Annotated in this window: 12 protein-coding genes; 9 read left to right on the top strand and 3 right to left on the bottom strand. The window is 66.9% G+C overall.

The features are described from left to right. Positions 1 to 79 precede the first annotated feature (79 nt). From DFS21_RS09395 to DFS21_RS09370, 6 genes are all read left to right on the top strand, one after another. The gene (locus tag DFS21_RS09395; protein WP_110700741.1) at positions 80 to 856 is read left to right on the top strand and encodes a YqcI/YcgG family protein; all 777 of its coding nucleotides are present in this window, start codon (positions 80 to 82) and stop codon (positions 854 to 856) included. 2 nt (positions 857 to 858) lie between these two features. Then, positions 859 to 1,491: a LysE family translocator gene (locus DFS21_RS09390; protein WP_110700743.1), complete on the top strand. Its 633-nt coding sequence runs from the start codon at positions 859 to 861 to the stop codon at positions 1,489 to 1,491. 26 nt (positions 1,492 to 1,517) lie between these two features. Beyond that, positions 1,518 to 2,618, top strand: a complete 1,101-nt coding sequence (locus DFS21_RS09385; protein WP_110700745.1) for a hypothetical protein — start codon at positions 1,518 to 1,520, stop codon at positions 2,616 to 2,618. Positions 2,619 to 2,785: 167 nt separating this feature from the next. Continuing rightward, positions 2,786 to 3,451 (top strand): sel1 repeat family protein, encoded by a 666-nt coding sequence (locus tag DFS21_RS09380; RefSeq protein ID WP_110700995.1) that lies wholly within the window; start codon positions 2,786 to 2,788, stop codon positions 3,449 to 3,451. Between the two features lie 126 nt (positions 3,452 to 3,577). After that, complete coding sequence (locus tag DFS21_RS09375; RefSeq protein WP_110700747.1) at positions 3,578 to 4,201, top strand: ferric reductase-like transmembrane domain-containing protein; 624 nt, start codon at positions 3,578 to 3,580, stop codon at positions 4,199 to 4,201. 15 nt (positions 4,202 to 4,216) lie between these two features. Beyond that, entirely contained in the window at positions 4,217 to 4,705 is a 489-nt protein-coding gene (locus DFS21_RS09370) for a DoxX family protein (protein WP_110700749.1), read from the top strand. A gap of 69 nt (positions 4,706 to 4,774) precedes the next feature. Here the strand turns inward: DFS21_RS09370 and DFS21_RS09365 are convergent, their stop codons facing one another. The 3 genes from DFS21_RS09365 to DFS21_RS09355 are packed head-to-tail and all read right to left on the bottom strand — an operon-like array spanning position 4,775 to position 10,425. After that, entirely contained in the window at positions 4,775 to 7,921 is a 3,147-nt protein-coding gene (locus DFS21_RS09365) for an efflux RND transporter permease subunit (protein ID WP_110700751.1), read from the bottom strand. Between the two features lie 15 nt (positions 7,922 to 7,936). Further along, complete coding sequence (locus DFS21_RS09360; protein ID WP_110700753.1) at positions 7,937 to 9,163, bottom strand: efflux RND transporter periplasmic adaptor subunit; 1,227 nt, start codon at positions 9,161 to 9,163, stop codon at positions 7,937 to 7,939. Positions 9,164 to 9,222: 59 nt separating this feature from the next. Beyond that, positions 9,223 to 10,425: a TolC family protein gene (locus DFS21_RS09355; RefSeq protein ID WP_110700755.1), complete on the bottom strand. Its 1,203-nt coding sequence runs from the start codon at positions 10,423 to 10,425 to the stop codon at positions 9,223 to 9,225. A gap of 213 nt (positions 10,426 to 10,638) precedes the next feature. Here DFS21_RS09355 and DFS21_RS09350 point away from each other — a divergent pair, with 213 nt between their 5' ends. From DFS21_RS09350 to DFS21_RS09340, 3 genes are all read left to right on the top strand, one after another. Beyond that, on the top strand, positions 10,639 to 11,859 hold the full coding sequence (locus DFS21_RS09350) for a putative DNA modification/repair radical SAM protein (protein WP_102684094.1): 1,221 nt from the start codon (positions 10,639 to 10,641) through the stop codon (positions 11,857 to 11,859). Continuing rightward, entirely contained in the window at positions 11,856 to 12,698 is an 843-nt protein-coding gene (locus tag DFS21_RS09345; RefSeq protein ID WP_110700757.1) for a TIGR03915 family putative DNA repair protein, read from the top strand. The genes DFS21_RS09350 and DFS21_RS09345 overlap by 4 nt, the downstream gene beginning before the upstream one ends. Before the next feature lie 150 nt (positions 12,699 to 12,848). Continuing rightward, the gene (locus DFS21_RS09340; RefSeq protein WP_110700759.1) at positions 12,849 to 15,017 is read left to right on the top strand and encodes a TonB-dependent siderophore receptor; all 2,169 of its coding nucleotides are present in this window, start codon (positions 12,849 to 12,851) and stop codon (positions 15,015 to 15,017) included. Positions 15,018 to 15,105 lie beyond the last annotated feature (88 nt).

Here is a 15,105-nt window from a genome sequence, read left to right as displayed (position 1 = left end):
ACAATTATATATAACCAACCTGCACGGATATGACGAAAAAGTTCTATTAACGCTACCTTCGGATCTACCTGGGGAAATCATGTTTACGGGTTATGGAAACTGCTATCGCCTGGATGCGCTAGAGCTCGCCGACGAACATGTCCAGAACCGCCACCACTGGACACACAAGACCATAGAACACTTCAAGGAAACCCTGGCCAACCCTGACTTCCCCTGCCTGTTCGGGCGCAAGGCAGTCACGGCGCGCACCTGCCATATCGTCTTCGCCCGCGCCGCACGGCTGGCCGACGATATCGCCCGGGGCCTGGCCGACTACATCGCCACCATCACGCCGATCCCGCTCAAGCAGCGTATCGGTAACCCGTTGCTGGTGTTTCTCGAAACGGCCGCCGACTCCTCGCTCGAGGCGCAGCAGGCGCTGGCCTGGGACGTGCTGCGCGAGGTCCACGCCCGCGACACGCAGCCATGGCCCGAGGAGATCCCGCAGGACCCGCATGACGCACGCTGGTCATTCTGCTTCGCCGGCATGCCGCTGTTCATCAACATGAGCTTTCCCGCCCATCGCCTGATGAAAAGCCGCAACCTGGGCCCGCACATTGCCTTCGTCATCAATCCGCGGGAGAGCTTCGACGAGGTCGCCAGCGCCGGTACCGAGAGCGGCCAGCGCATCCGGGCGCGGATTCGTGAGCGGGTGCGCCACTACAACGACGGCGTCATGCCCGAGACCCTTGGTTTCTTCGGCCAGGACGACAACTTCGAATGGAAGCAGTACCAGTTGCAGGAGCCCGGCTCGCCAAGCCCGGCACGCTGCCCGTTCCATACCCACGCAACAGCTGAACCCCTTACCGAGAACTGAACGTGAATACCGCACTGACCGCCACCTATGCTCTCACCGTCCTGCTGCTAATCGCCACGCCCGGCCCGGTGGTGGCCCTGATCGTCAACACCGCCGCCGCCTCGGGCTCGCGCAAAGCCCTGTTCACCGCAGTCGGCACCAACTGGGCTTCACTGGTGCTGATCGGCGCGGCCGCCTGGATCATCCTGACCAGCGCAGCCATCGACAAGGCCTGGCTCAGCGGCATGAGCCTGCTGGGCTGCCTGTTCATCGGCTACATCGCCCTGGGTACCCTGCGCGAAGCGCTGCAAGCCCCGGCCGAGGGCGCCACCCCGGCCCCAACCGGCGTGCAGCCGGGCCGTGGCGGCCTGCTGCAGGGCTTCATGGTCGGCATCTCCAACCCCAAGGACATCATCTTCTTCATCGCCTTCTTCCCACAGTTCATCCAGATCACCGAGTCGTTCGGCAAGAGCATGGTGGTGCTGTCGCTGCTGTGGATCGCCATCGATTTCGCCGTGCTCAGCCTTTACATCTTCGCCATCGGCAAGATCGCCTCGCCGCGCAGCAACCGCCTGATAAGCCTGGCCTCGGGTGTCGCCCTGCTGCTGATTGCCGCTGTCGGCCTGGCCTACAACATCAGGGAACTGGCCGCCTGAGCCTGCCCTCACACCAAGGAGCGCCCATGACACCGACCGACAGCGCCACCCCCGGCAGCATGGGCACGCCCGACCCACTGGCAGAGGATTACCAGCGTTTCCTGCAACTGGGCAGCCGCCGGGCACCGCACACGCTGTACGTGCATGAGCGCGGCTACCGCTCCGGCACCATCAACACCGACGCTTTGGGCATGCGCTACAGCCATTGCGCCGGCAAGCGCTTCTCGGTGGCCGAACGCGGCGGCGCGGCGCGGGTCAACCTGCTGGTAGGCGGCTCCACCGCCATGGGCATCGGCGCCAGCTCCGACGAGCACACCGTGGCCTCTTACCTGTCGATGCTGACCGGCGAGATCTGGCTGAACCTGACCGGTTGCGGGCTTAATGCCACGCAGGAACTGCTGATGTTCCTCACCCACCAGCACCGCTTCGGCCAGATCGGCCATGTGGTGGTGCTCAGCGGCCTCAACTCGCTGGCCCAGGAGGCCCTGGCCGAGGTACTGGCCGGCGCGCAGGACCCGCACCGGGCGCAGGCCTACCAGGATTTTCTCAATCGCTTCAACGAAGGGGTGCAAGCCACTGGCGAGGCACGCCGCGAATCGCTCTGGCAGCGCCTGGGCCAGGTTCTGGCGCCTGCGCGACAACCACGCTGGCCGGACATCGAGCCTCTGTCCAGCCCCGATAAGCGTCTGATCCGCGCCGCCGATTGCGTCGGCCGCACCCTGCGCCAATGGGATCGCCTGCTGGCCGACGGCCATACCACCCTCACCTTCATCCTCCAGCCGCTGCTGCCCTGGTGCCGCGAGGTCGTGCCCAGCGCCGAACAGGCTATGCTCAGCGAGCTTGAGCGCCAGCCGTCGAATTTTGATCGTCTGCTCGGCGACACCTTCGATAGCCAACTGCACATGGCCTTCTTTCGCCGTATCAAGAACCAGGCCGAGCCGGTGCCGTGCTATGACATGAACAGCATGCTCAGCAGCTCGCCGGTCTTCAGCGAACACCTGTTCGTCGACCGCCTGCACTTCAACGACCTGGGCAATAACGCGCTGGCCAAGGTGATCACCGCCAAGCTGGGGCTGGCCCAGGAAAGACAGGCCCTGCGCAAGGCCGCGCCGATCAAGCTGGTCTGATGGCCGTACGCCGGGCTTTCGGGGAAGGGGCGCGGATGGATAGAATACGCTGTCGTCGCTCCTGATTTGCCCGAGGCAACCGCGTAACTGCCATGACCATCCCAGCCGTTCCTTCGTTTCCGGCCCGCCGTCAGGGCCGCAGCCACCGCGCCAGCCTGGCAGTGGCGATGCCGTTGCTGCTGGCCGCCGTCGGCGCCCAGGCCCTGGAAGTGAACATCGACCCCCATGCCGACCTGCTTTACCGCCAGGCATTGCCCCTGCTGGAGCAGGCCGACAGCCAGGACGACAGCGCCAGCCCGCTGCGTACCGCCGTTGGCGACCCCGAACTCAGCCGCCAGGGCCAGGCCATGGCGCACACACTGCCCACGGCCGTGGCGCTGCTGAAGAAATCCGTCGCCCTCGGCCACCCAGTGGCCCAGTACCGCCTGGCGCTGTACTACACCACCTACCTGCCCGCCAACCAGATCGCCGAGGCCGCCTGCCCCTTGCTCGAGGCCAGCCTCAAGCAAGGTTTTGCCCCACCGGCGCTGGCTATCGCCCACTGGTGTGCGCCCTACAATGCCAGCCCCGCCTACCGCGAGGCCCTGGAGGCAGTCCCGAGCATGGCCACCCTGTATGCCGCCTACTATCCGCAGCCGGCCACCCGCCTGGCGTGCAACCGCAGCAGGCCACAAGGCCTGCAGCTGCAGTGGGGGCGCCAGCGTGACTATCAGGCCGAGATCTACCGGCTGCTGGGCGAGCTGGACCCGCGCCAGCGCCAGGCCTTCCTGCAAAAGGCAGTGGAGATCAATGGTTGCGCGGCGGCGCAGCAGCGCCTGACCAGTACTCGCTGAGCACCGCTACACAGCGTTACATAACCCAGCCTCCCGCGACACACTGCCGATACGCCGCCCCCGCACACTTCCGGCCACACCGCGCGACGGCCCCCGCCGTCGCCAAGCACGCCGGGACCCTTGCCTATGAAAGTATTGCCATTGCCCACTGGCTGGAAGCTGTTCCACGCCCTCGCGGCATTGACCCTGCTGATGACCGCTCTGGTCATCGCCACCCATCCGCTCGGTGCCGACGGCTTGCGCAGCGCCATCCGCGCCACGGCACGCAGCTCCTTTGCACTGTTCCTGCTGACCTTCCTGGCCTCGACGCTGGTCACCCTGCTACCCAGCCAGGCCAGCCGCCAGTTGCTCCGTGAACGGCGCTACCTGGGCCTGGCCTTCGCCTTCTCGCATACGGTCCATGGCGTGCTGATCTACCTGTATGCGCAACGCTACCCGGAGTTGTTCTGGGCCGGGCGTAGCGCGGTGGCGAACATCCCGGGCTCGGTGGGCTATCTGTTCATCCTGTTGCTGGCCCTGACCTCGTTCAAGGCACCGATGCGCCTGCTCGGCCCACGCCTGTGGAAAGGCCTGCACAGCACCGGCACCTGGGTGCTGGCGGCGGTGTTCTGCCTGTCGTTCTACAAGCGCATCCCCATGGGCGGTTGGTACCCGCTGGCGTTCGCCCTGATGTTCGCCGCCATCAGCCTCAAGCTCATCGCCAAGCAGGCCCAACGCTCACGCCGGGCCGCCACTGCCCTGTCGCACTGACCCAAGGAGATCACCATGCTGACAAACACCCTGATTCGCCCGTTCATGGCCCTCGACCGGGCCGGCAGCTGGAGCGCCGACCTGCCGCTGCGCCTGTTCCTGGCCTGGGAGTTCTTCGAATCGGGCCTGGAGAAGTTCAATGGCGCCAACTGGTTCGCCGACCTGCAAGGCAGTTTTCCGTTCCCGTTCGACCTGCTGCCGGCGGGCCTGAACTGGCAACTGTCGATGTGGGCCGAGCTGCTCTGCCCGCTGCTCCTGCTGCTCGGCCTCGGCACCCGCCTGGCCTCGGCAGTGTTGATGGTGGTGACGGTAGTGGCAATCGCGGCAGTGCACTGGCCAAGCCAGTGGTCGAGCCTGGCGGAACTGGGGCGGGGGTATGCGATCACCGACCAAGGGTTTGGCAACTTCAAGCTGCCGCTGATCTACCTGGTGGCGTTGTTGCCACTGCTGTTGAAAGGCTCTGGAAGGTTGAGCCTGGACCACTGGCTGTGGCGTCGACGTTGAAGCATCGCGGGGCAAGCCCGCTCCCACTGTGATGCTTGCGTGGGAGCGGGCTTGCCCGTTGATAGAGGTTCACGCAGTCTCGGCCTCATCGCGCCGGTGCGCCCACTGGTACAACGCCGGCAGCACCAGCAAGGTCAGCGCCGTCGACGACAGGATCCCGCCGATCACCACCGTCGCCAGCGGTCGCTGCACCTCGGCACCGGTGCCAGTGGCCAGGGCCATCGGGATGAACCCGAGCGATGCCACCAGCGCGGTCATCAGCACTGGCCGCAAGCGGGTCAAGGCGCCCTCCTCGACTGCGGCGCGCAGGCCGCGCCCTTCCTCGCGCAGGTTGCGGATAAAGGCGATCATCACCAGGCCGTTGAGCACCGCCACCCCGGAAAGCGCGATGAAGCCCACGCCCGCCGAGATCGACAGCGGAATGTCGCGCAGCCACAGCGCCAGCACGCCACCGGTGAGGGCGAAAGGAATCCCGGTGAACACCAGCAGGCCGTCCTTGAGGTTGTTGAACATCATCAGCAACAAGGCCATGACCAGCAGCAACGACACCGGCACCACCACGCGCAGGCGCTCGGCCGCCGATTGCAACTGCTCGAACTGGCCGCCCCAGCGGGTCCAGTAGCCCGGTGGAATCTGCACCTGGTCGATCAAGGTCTGCGACGCCTCCTCGACGAACGAGCCCAGGTCACGCCCGCGTACGTTGGCACTGACCACCACCACGCGTTTGCCGTCTTCGCGGCTGACCTGGTTGGGCCCCAGCTGCAGGTTCAGCGTGGCCACCTGGGACAGCGGGATGAAGCCGATCTGCGCGGCCCCCGCGGCGGCACTGGCCGGCACCGGGATCAGCAGGCTCGACAGCCCGTCGACATCGGTGCGCAGCGCCTCGGACAGACGCACCACCATGTCGAAGCGACGGTCGCCTTCGTACAGGGTACCGGCGGTACGCCCCCCCACCGCGATGGCGATGGCATCCTGCACATCGCCCACGTTCAAGCCGTGGCGGGCGGCCTTGTCGCGGTCGATATCGATGGTCAGCACCGGCAGGCCGGTGGTCTGCTCGACCTTCACCTCGGACGCCCCCGTCACTTGCTGCAAGCTGGTGGCGATCTGCGCGGCGGTGCGGTTGAGCACCTCCATGTCATCACCGAACACCTTCACCGCCACGTCGCTGCGCACCCCGGAAATCAGCTCGTTGAAGCGCAGCTGGATTGGCTGCGACAGCTCGTAGTTGCTGCCCGGCACGCTGGCCGCCGCCTGCTGCACCTCGGCGATCAGCGCGTCACGCGACTTGCCCTGGTCCGGCCACTGCTCGCGCGGTTTGAGCATCACATAGGCGTCGGAAATGTTCGGCGGCATCGGGTCGGAGGCGATCTCGGCGGTGCCCGTGCGGGCGAACACCCGCTCCACCTCCGGCACCCGCTCGATGATGGTCTTCTCCAGGCGCTGCTGCATGTCCACCGACTGCGACAGGCTGGTGCCCGGCACGCGCAGGGCCTGCAGGGCGAAGTCACCCTCGCTGAGGCTGGGGATGAACTCGCTGCCCATGCGGCTGGCCAGCACACCGGACAGCAGCACCAGGGTCGCGGCGCCAGCAAAGGCCAGGTTGCGCCGGCCCAGCACCCACTCCAGCACCGGGGCGTAACGACGCCGGGCGGTGCGCATGACCACGCCCTCTTCTTCCTTCACCTTGCCGGTGACGAACAGCGCGAGGGCCGCGGGGACGAAGGTCACCGAGAGGATCATCGCCCCCAGCAACGCCATCACCACGGTGAAGGCCATGGGGTGGAACATCTTGCCCTCGACCCCGGTCAGGGCGAAGATCGGCAGGTACACCACCATGATGATCAATTGCCCGTAGATCAGCGGCCGGCGCGCCTCGCGGGCGGCGGCAAACACTTCGTGGAAGCGCTCGGAACGGGTCAGCATGCGGCCATGATGCTGCTGGGCATGGGCCAGGCGGCGAATGGCGTTCTCGACGATCACCACCGCGCCGTCGACGATGATGCCGAAGTCCAGCGCACCCAGGCTCATCAGGTTGGCGCTGACCTTGTTGCTGAACATGCCGGTAAAGGTGAACAGCATCGACAACGGGATAACCATGGCGGTGATCAGCGCGGCGCGGATGTTGCCCAGGAACAGGAACAGCACCGCGATGACCAGGATCGCGCCCTCGATGAGGTTCTTCTTCACCGTGGCGATGGCCTTTTCCACCAGGTTGGTGCGGTCATACACGGTGATCGCCACCACGCCCTTGGGCAGGCTGCGGTTGATCTCCTCGAGCTTGGCCGCCACCGCCTGGGACACCGTGCGGCTGTTCTCGCCGATCAGCATGAATACCGTGCCCAGCACCACCTCCCGGCCGTTCTCGGTGGCGGCGCCGGAGCGCAGCTCCTGGCCCAGGCCGACCTGGGCCACGTGGCTGACGCGGATCGGCGTGCCGTCGACGCTGGAGATGACGATGCTGGCGATGTCCTCGGCCGAAGCCACCTGGCCCGGGGCGCGGATCAGCAATTGCTCGCCGTTGCGTTCGATATAGCCGGCGCCGACGTTGGCGTTGTTGCGCTCCAGGGCGGCGACCAGATCGTTGAGGGTCAGCTTGTAGGCTGCCAGGCGCTTGGGCTCCGGGGCGATCAGGTACTGCTTGGCGTGGCCGCCGATGCTGTTGACCTCGGCCACGCCAGGCACATTGCGCAGCTGCGGCTTGATGATCCAATCCTGGATCACCCGCAGGTCGGTGGCGGTATAGGGCGTGCCGTCGTCCTTCGCGGCGCCCTCCTTGGCCTCGACCGTCCACAGGAAGATCTCGCCAAGGCCGGTGGAGATCGGCCCCATGGCCGCCTCGATGCCCTCGGGCAACTGCTCGCGGGCCACCTGCAGGCGCTCGTTGACCAGTTGCCGGGCGAAGAAGATATCGGTGCCGTCATCGAAGATCACCGTTACCTGCGACAAGCCCGAGCGCGACAGCGAGCGGGTCTGCTTCAGGCCTGGCAACCCGGCCATGGCGGTCTCGATGGCGAAGGTGATGCGCTGCTCGGTCTCCAGGGGCGAATAGCCGGGCGCGGCGGTGTTGATCTGCACCTGCACGTTGGTGATGTCGGGCACGGCGTCGATGGGCAGCTTCTGGTAGCTGTGGATGCCCACGGCGGCCATCAGCACCACGGCGAGCATCACCACCAGGCGCTGCTCGATGGCGAATTGGATCAGGCGTTCGAACATGGAAGACGTCCCCGGTCAGTGGCTGTGTTCGGCCGAGCCTTTGCCCAGCTCGGACTTGAGGACGAAGCTGCCGGCGGCGGCCACTTCGGTACCGGCGGCCAGGCCTTCACGGATCTCCACCTGGCCGGCATCACGCCGGCCGGGCTTGACCGGGCGGGCCGCGAACCCTTCATCGGTGCGGGCGAACACCACGGTCTGCTCTTCCCAGGTCTGCAGGGCGCTTTCCGGCACCACCACCTCGGCCTCGAAGCGCTCGACGGTGACCGCGATATTGACGAACAACCCGGGGCGCCAGGCGCCATTGGGGTTGGCCAGGGTGGCGCGCACGGTGGCGGCGCGGTTCTGCTCGCCGAGCAGGCTGCCGACGTAGTTGACCTTGCCCTCCACCTGGGCGCCGAGGTCCGGCGCGCTGACGGTGACGCCACGACCACTGACCACCTTGTCCAGGTCACGCGGGGCCACGGCGAAGGTGGCCCAGACCCGGCTCAGGTCCGATAGCGTGAAGGCATTGCTGGTCTCGTCCACCACCTCGCCCACGGTCAGGTGCTTTTCCACTACCACCGCGTCGAACGGTGCGCGCAGCTCGTAGCGGTTGCCCTTGCCGGCCGGTGCCACCGCGGCGACCTTCTGCCCGGCGTTGGCGGCAGCGATCTCGGCCTCCTGCAGCGCCTGGCGGGCCAGCAGGTAGTCCTGCTCGGCACTGATGCGTTCCTGCCACAGCTGTTTTTCACGCGTGAAGGTCAGCCGGGCCAGCTCCAGGCGCCGTTGCGCGGCCTGCTGCTCGCTGCGCAGCTCGGAGATCTGCTGGCTGGCGATCACCGCCAGCACCTGGCCGCGCTTGACCGCCTGGCCCAGCTCGGCCTGCACCGACTCGACCACGCCAGGAACCCGTGGCACCACATGAGCGGTGCGGTCTTCGTCGAAACGGATTTCGCCGGGGAAGCTGATGGCGGTGCCCAAGGTGCGCGGACCGGCGGTGGCCAGCTGCACGCCGGCGGCGCGGATCTGCTCGGCAGTCAGGTGCAGCTGGCCCTCCTCCTCGCCATGCCCCTCGCCTGTGGACTCACCGTGGCCGTGTCCGTCGTCCTTCTCTTCGTCATGGCCATGGCCGGCTTCGCCGTGGCCGTCGTGTTGGGCCTGGCCGCTGCCGGCCTTGCCGAGGGTGCCGGTCCAGGCCGCGCCACCGAGGCCGATAACGGCCAGGGCGGCGGCGAGGATGGCGAGCTTGCGTGGGTTGGTCATTGTTGCTCCTGCTGGAAAAGTCGTTGCAGTTCAGGGCCTGCCCCGCGACGGGACGAGGCTCAAAGCTCGCCGTAGATCCGCTCCACCTGTGCCCGGGCATCAGTCGCCTGGGCCAGCGCTTCGAGATACAAGCCCCGCGCCTCGATCAGCGTGCGCTGGGCATCGAGCACATCGAGGAAGGCGAACTTGCCCATCTCGAAACCTCGGGTGGCGGTGTCCACCGCCTGCTGGGCGGCGGGCAGGATGGTGCGGTCATACGCCTGCACCTCGCCCATGGCCGTGCCCCACTGCTCCAGGGCACTGCGGGTTTCGCTGCGCAGGCGCAGTTCGACGGCGTTGCGCAGATCGCGGGCCTGGTCAGCGCGGCGCGCGGCGGCCAGTACGTTGCCCTGGTTGCGGTCGAACAGCGGCAGCGGCATGGACAACCCCACCACATTGACCCGCTCACGCTCCTCACGGCTGTACTGGCTGCCCAGGCTCACGGTCAGGTTGGGGATGCGCTGGGCCTTCTCGGAGCCCAGGCTGGCATCGCCACGCTCGATCTGCGCCGCGGCCAGGCGCCATTCGGCGGTCTGCTCGACCGTGGCCAGCAGGCGTTCGGCCTTGGGCGCCGGGCCTGGCGAGAGCGAGCTGGCGTCGAGTCGGTCGAAGCGGGCCTCGGCGCTGCCGGTCAGCCGCGCCAGGGCTTGATTGGCCACCGTGCGTTCGGTTCGCGCCCGGCGCACCGCCGCCTCGGCCTGGGCCAACTGCACCTGGGCGCGGGTGGCCTCCACTGGCGAGGACTGCCCCGCGCGCACCCGCCCCTCCACCACCCGCAGGCCACGTTCGGTCAGCGCCTGTGACTGCTGCGCCAACTCCAGCGCGGTCTGCGCCCGCAAGGCGGCATGGAAAGCCTGGATCACATCGGCGCGCAGGCTGTTGCGCTGGCGCTCGAGTTCCAGGCGGGCGACCGCCTGACCGGCCTCGGCGACCTCGATCCGCGCACCGCGCTTGCCGCCCAGCTCCAGGGCCTGGCTGAGGGTCACGGTGGTGGTACTGGTGTCACGGCGGGTGTCCTCGACCTCCCACGACAGCTCGGGGTTGGGAATCAGCCCGGCCTGACGGCGCTCGCCTTCGGCGATGCCGATCTCGCGGCCGATGGCGGCGAAGTCCGGGTTCTGGGCAAAGGCGGCGTCGAGCGCCTGGTCCAGGCTCAGGCCCTCGGCGCCGGCAGGGCCGGCCAGCAACAGGCAGAGCAAGGCGATCTTGCGGGGGATGGGCACGGCGGAAGTCCTCGTCGACAAGCGGCGGAATGCTTTGGCGAGGGACTTTAGGGAGCCTTGGTTATCTGGGGGGTGGCGTGAAGATTACAATTCTGTAATCGAGCGCTCGGGCGTTCCACGGGGGACTTGGCAGCGCCTGGCCGATCAGAAGCCCTTGCCATCAGACCAATCCCGAAATACTGTATGAATATTCAGTATTCAGCGGAACACCCCATGCAACTCATCGCCAAACTCGGCATCCTCGCCGACGCCGCCAAGTACGACGCGTCTTGCGCCAGCAGCGGCGCGCCCAAGCGCAGCTCGCGCGGCCGCGACGGCCTCGGCGCCACCGATGGCATGGGCATCTGCCACAGCTACACCCCCGATGGCCGCTGCGTGTCGCTGCTCAAGGTGCTGCTGACCAACTTCTGCCTGTACGACTGCCAGTACTGCGTCAACCGCCGCTCCAGCAACGTGCCCCGGGCACGCTTCAGCCCCGAGGAGGTGGTGCGCCTGACCCTGGACTTCTACCGGCGCAACTGCATCAGCGGCCTGTTCCTCAGCTCAGGCATCATCCGCTCGGCCGACTACACCATGGAGCAGCTGATCCGGGTGGCGCGCCTGCTGCGCGAAGAACACGCCTTTCGCGGCTATATCCACCTCAAGACCATTCCCGACGCCGACCCGCTGCTGATCGAGGAAGCCGGGCGCCTGGCCGACCGGCTGAGCGTGAACATCGAACTGCCCACCGACGCCAGCCTTCAGCGCCTGGCCCCGGAAAAGCGCGCCAGCACCATCCGCCAAGCCATGGGCGTGATCCACCACGGCCAGCAGGCCGTCGCCGGCGAACCACGGGCGCCACGCTTCACCCCTGCCGGGCAGAGCACCCAGGTCATCGTCGGCGCCGACGCCACCGACGACAGCACCTTGCTGCGCAATGCCGAGTCGCTGTACCAGGGCTATGGACTCAAACGGGTCTATTACTCCGCCTTCAGCCCGATCCCCGACAGCCCCTCCAGCGTGCCCCTGGCCGCGCCGCCGCTGCTGCGCGAACACCGCCTGTACCAGGCCGACTTCCTTCTGCGCGGTTACGGCTACAAGGCCGGCGAACTGCTGGGCGAGACCGGCAACCTGGCCCTGGACATCGACCCCAAGCTGGCCTGGGCGCTGGCCAACCGCGAGGTCTTCCCGCTCGACGTCAACCGCGCCGAACCGGCGTTGCTGGCGCGCATCCCCGGTATCGGCCTGCGCAGCGTGCAGCGCCTGGTCGCCCTGCGCCGGGAGCGGCGCATCCGCTACGACGACCTGATCCAGTTGCGCTGCGTGCTGGAGAAAGCCCGCCCGTTCATCGTCACCAGCGACTACCGCCCGGCCCAGGCCGAGCTGCGCAGCGGCCTGCTGCGGGCCCGCCTGCGCGAACCCCAGGCGCCCGTGCAGATGGGGCTGTGGGGATGATCGCGCTGGATTGCGGCGATGATTTCACCACCTGGCGCGACCAGGCCCGCCAACTGCTCGGCCACGGCATCGACCCGGCCACGGTGACCTGGGGCCAGACCTGGATGGATGACTTGCTGGCCGTGCCCACGCCCCTGCCCGCAGGCCCCGGCCCGTTCCACGCCCGCGTGCCGGCGGCGCTGCTGGCCCAGCTGGAACAGGCCGGGCGCTACCGCGGCGAGCAGCGCTGGAACCTGTTGTACGAGGTGCTTTGGCGCGTCGCCCATGGCGATCGCACCGCGATGCTGGCCGGCGACCGCCTGGGCAGTGAGCTGCAACGGCGCATCCGCCAGGTCGGCCGCGAGGCTCATCACCTGCATGCCTTCGTGCGCTTCGTGCCATTGCCCGAGGCGCTGGCCGAGCAGTTGCAGCTGGACCTGGTGGCCTACCACGAACCCGCGCATGACATCCTCGACAGCGCCAGCGCACACTTCGCCGAACGCCTCGGCCGCCAGCGCTGGCTGATCGCCACGCCCCATGACGGCATCCGCTACGACGGCGCGCAACTGGACTACCGCCGCCAGTGCCCGGAAGACTGGCGGCAATGGGCGCGCAATGCCGACGACCCCGGGGCCGAACTGTGGCTGGCCTACTACCGACACACCTTCAACCCCGCCCGGCTCAACCCCGGCGCGCTGCGCCAGCATCTGCCCGGACGCTTCTGGCGCCATCTGCCCGAGGGACCGCTGATCCCCGAGCTGGTGGGCCAGGCACGGCACGGCAAGCAACGCGACGGCCAGGCGCTGGAAATAGGCAGGCAACAAGGTAAACGGATTGGCACAGGTGGCACGGGTCGATAGGTGTGGCTGCGGCCAAATCAATCCATTCGAATGTAAAAATGTGAAAATTTCATCATTTTCAATTCATACGCCCTGTTCTTGGCCGGGCAATCCCGACATACTTATTGCTAATCGTTCTCATAAACAATAGCAATAAGGATAAAGCTCGGCATGTCATCGCTCCCCTCGCCCCACCGTTTCGCGCCCACCCGCAACCTGCTGGCCATGGCCATCTGCATGGCGACCCTCACCCCCGCGCTGGCAGCCGAACAGGCCCCCGCCGTGATCGAGCTGGGCGCCACGGCCATCGATGACAGCAGCCTGGGCAGCACCACCGAGGGGTCGAAGTCGTACACCACCGGCGCCATGTCCACCGCCACCAAGCTGCCGCTGACCATGCGCGAAACGCCTCAGGCGGTTACGGTGATCACCCGCCAGCGCATGGACGACCAGGGCATGACCAGCATCAACGACGTCGCCAGGTACACCCCGGGCCTGTTCCTCAACCAGTCCAACGGCCCGGGCCGGCAGACCTACAAGGCCCGTGGCTTCGACGTCGACAACATCATGTACGACGGCATCCCCAGCGCCTACACCGGCTGGGTAGTCGGCGCCCAGCCGAACCTGGCAATGTTCGACCGGGTGGAAGTGGTGCGCGGCGCCACCGGCCTGGTCACCGGGTCCGGCACGCCCTCGGCGGCGATCAACCTGGTGCGCAAGCGCCCGCTGGCGGAGCAGAAAGTCACCCTCACTGGCGCCGCCGGCAGCTGGGACAACTACCGCGGCGAACTGGACGCCTCCAGCCCGCTCAACGACAGCGGCACCCTGCGCGGCCGCGTGGTGGCCTCGTACCAGGACGCCAACGGTTTCCGTGACGGCCAGCAGGAGGACCACGGGCTGTTCTACGCGATCACCGAGGCCGACCTGAGCGAAGACACCACCCTCACCCTCGGCCTCTCCCACCAGAAGGACAAGACCAACGTGTTCTGGGGCGCAATCCCCACCGCCCTCGACGGCCATCACCTGGACCTGCCACGCTCCTACAACCCGGCCACCGACTGGGAGGTCAAAGACCAGGAGATCAATACCCTGTTCGCCGAGGTGCGCCAGCGCCTGGCCAATGACTGGAAGCTGCAGGTCAACGCCACCTACAGTGAGCAGAACGCGCTGTTCCGCGGCTCCTACCAGTCGCGCTGGGACCTGGCCAAGCCGCTGAGCCGAACGGTCTACCAGTCGGCCCACGACGAGAACCAACTGGGCCTGGACACCTTCGCCAGCGGCCCGTTCGAGGCATTCGGGCGCACCCACGAACTGGTGGTCGGCGCCAGCAAGCGCATCTACGACATGAGCGAGCGCAACTACAGCCCCTACGACATGGACTACCCCATCGACGGCGGCAAGCCCGACTTCCTGCACACCAGCAGCAGCCGCTACCTGATCAACCAGGAAGGCGTGTACACCACCACTCGCCTGAGCCTGGCCGATCCGCTCAAGCTGATCCTCGGTGGGCGCCTGGACTGGTACGACTACGATAAGCGCGGCAGCAACGATGGCGACTACAAAGTGACCCGCAACGTCACCCGCTATGCCGGCCTGATCTACGAGCTGGACCAACACCACTCGGTCTACGCCAGCTATACCGATATCTTCCAGCCACAGGACAGCCAGAACAGCAGCGGCACGCCGGTTCGGCCAATCGAAGGCAAGAACTACGAGGTAGGCATCAAGGGTGAATACTTCGATGGCGCGCTCAATGCCAGCCTTGCCGTGTTCCGCATCGACCAGGAAAACCGCGCGGTCGAGGTGGACGACAAGAGCGTCTGCCGTGCGGGCCAGTTCACCTGCTACGAAGCCTCCGGCGAGGTGCGCAGCCAGGGTATCGACTTCGAGGTGCAAGGCGCGCTGACCGAGCAATGGCAGATCGGTGCCGGCTACACCTACGCCCGCGTGCACACCATCAAGGACGCCAAGAACCCCGCCAACGTCAACAAGCCGCTGTCCTCCGACACCCCCGAGCACCAGCTCAAGCTGTTCACCACCTACCGCTTCCAGGGCCCGCTGGAAAAACTGCGCGTCGGTGGCGGCGTCACCTGGCAGAGCCGCATGTACAACGACTTCAGCGTGGCCGATGGCGGCCGCTACCGCCTCGAGCAAGGCGCCTATGCGGTGACCGACCTGATGGCCGGCTACGCGGTCAACCAGCACCTGGACCTGCAGCTCAACGCCAACAACGTGTTCGACAGGAAGTACTACTCGTCGATTTCCAGCTCGGTGAACTACGGGGGCGACACCTTTGGCGATCCACGCAACCTGATGCTGACCGCCAAGTACAGCTTCTGATCTGCTCAGGCGCTGGGATGCGCTTGATACCAAGATTGAACGCGGACTTTGTGGGCGCTGCGCTACGCCGCCCCCACAGATCCGCGCC

The organism is Pseudomonas sp. 2848 (genome assembly GCF_003253945.1).
In the GTDB taxonomy this organism is placed as follows: Bacteria; Pseudomonadota; Gammaproteobacteria; order Pseudomonadales; family Pseudomonadaceae; genus Aquipseudomonas.
This window is presented reverse-complemented; position numbering and strand designations above follow the sequence as displayed.

What these genes read in the sequence shown, in the direction of transcription:
- DFS21_RS09385 (WP_110700745.1), top strand. Translation starts at nt 1,518, where the DNA reads ATGACACCGACCGACAGCGCCACCCCCGGCAGCATGGGCACGCCCGAC.
- DFS21_RS09360 (WP_110700753.1), bottom strand. Translation starts at nt 9,163, where the DNA reads ATGACCAACCCACGCAAGCTCGCCATCCTCGCCGCCGCCCTGGCCGTT.
- DFS21_RS09370 (WP_110700749.1), top strand. Translation starts at nt 4,217, where the DNA reads ATGCTGACAAACACCCTGATTCGCCCGTTCATGGCCCTCGACCGGGCC.
- DFS21_RS09345 (WP_110700757.1), top strand. Translation starts at nt 11,856, where the DNA reads ATGATCGCGCTGGATTGCGGCGATGATTTCACCACCTGGCGCGACCAG.
- DFS21_RS09350 (WP_102684094.1), top strand. Translation starts at nt 10,639, where the DNA reads ATGCAACTCATCGCCAAACTCGGCATCCTCGCCGACGCCGCCAAGTAC.
- DFS21_RS09340 (WP_110700759.1), top strand. Translation starts at nt 12,849, where the DNA reads ATGTCATCGCTCCCCTCGCCCCACCGTTTCGCGCCCACCCGCAACCTG.
- DFS21_RS09395 (WP_110700741.1), top strand. Translation starts at nt 80, where the DNA reads ATGTTTACGGGTTATGGAAACTGCTATCGCCTGGATGCGCTAGAGCTC.
- DFS21_RS09365 (WP_110700751.1), bottom strand. Translation starts at nt 7,921, where the DNA reads ATGTTCGAACGCCTGATCCAATTCGCCATCGAGCAGCGCCTGGTGGTG.
- DFS21_RS09375 (WP_110700747.1), top strand. Translation starts at nt 3,578, where the DNA reads ATGAAAGTATTGCCATTGCCCACTGGCTGGAAGCTGTTCCACGCCCTC.
- DFS21_RS09380 (WP_110700995.1), top strand. Translation starts at nt 2,786, where the DNA reads ATGCCGTTGCTGCTGGCCGCCGTCGGCGCCCAGGCCCTGGAAGTGAAC.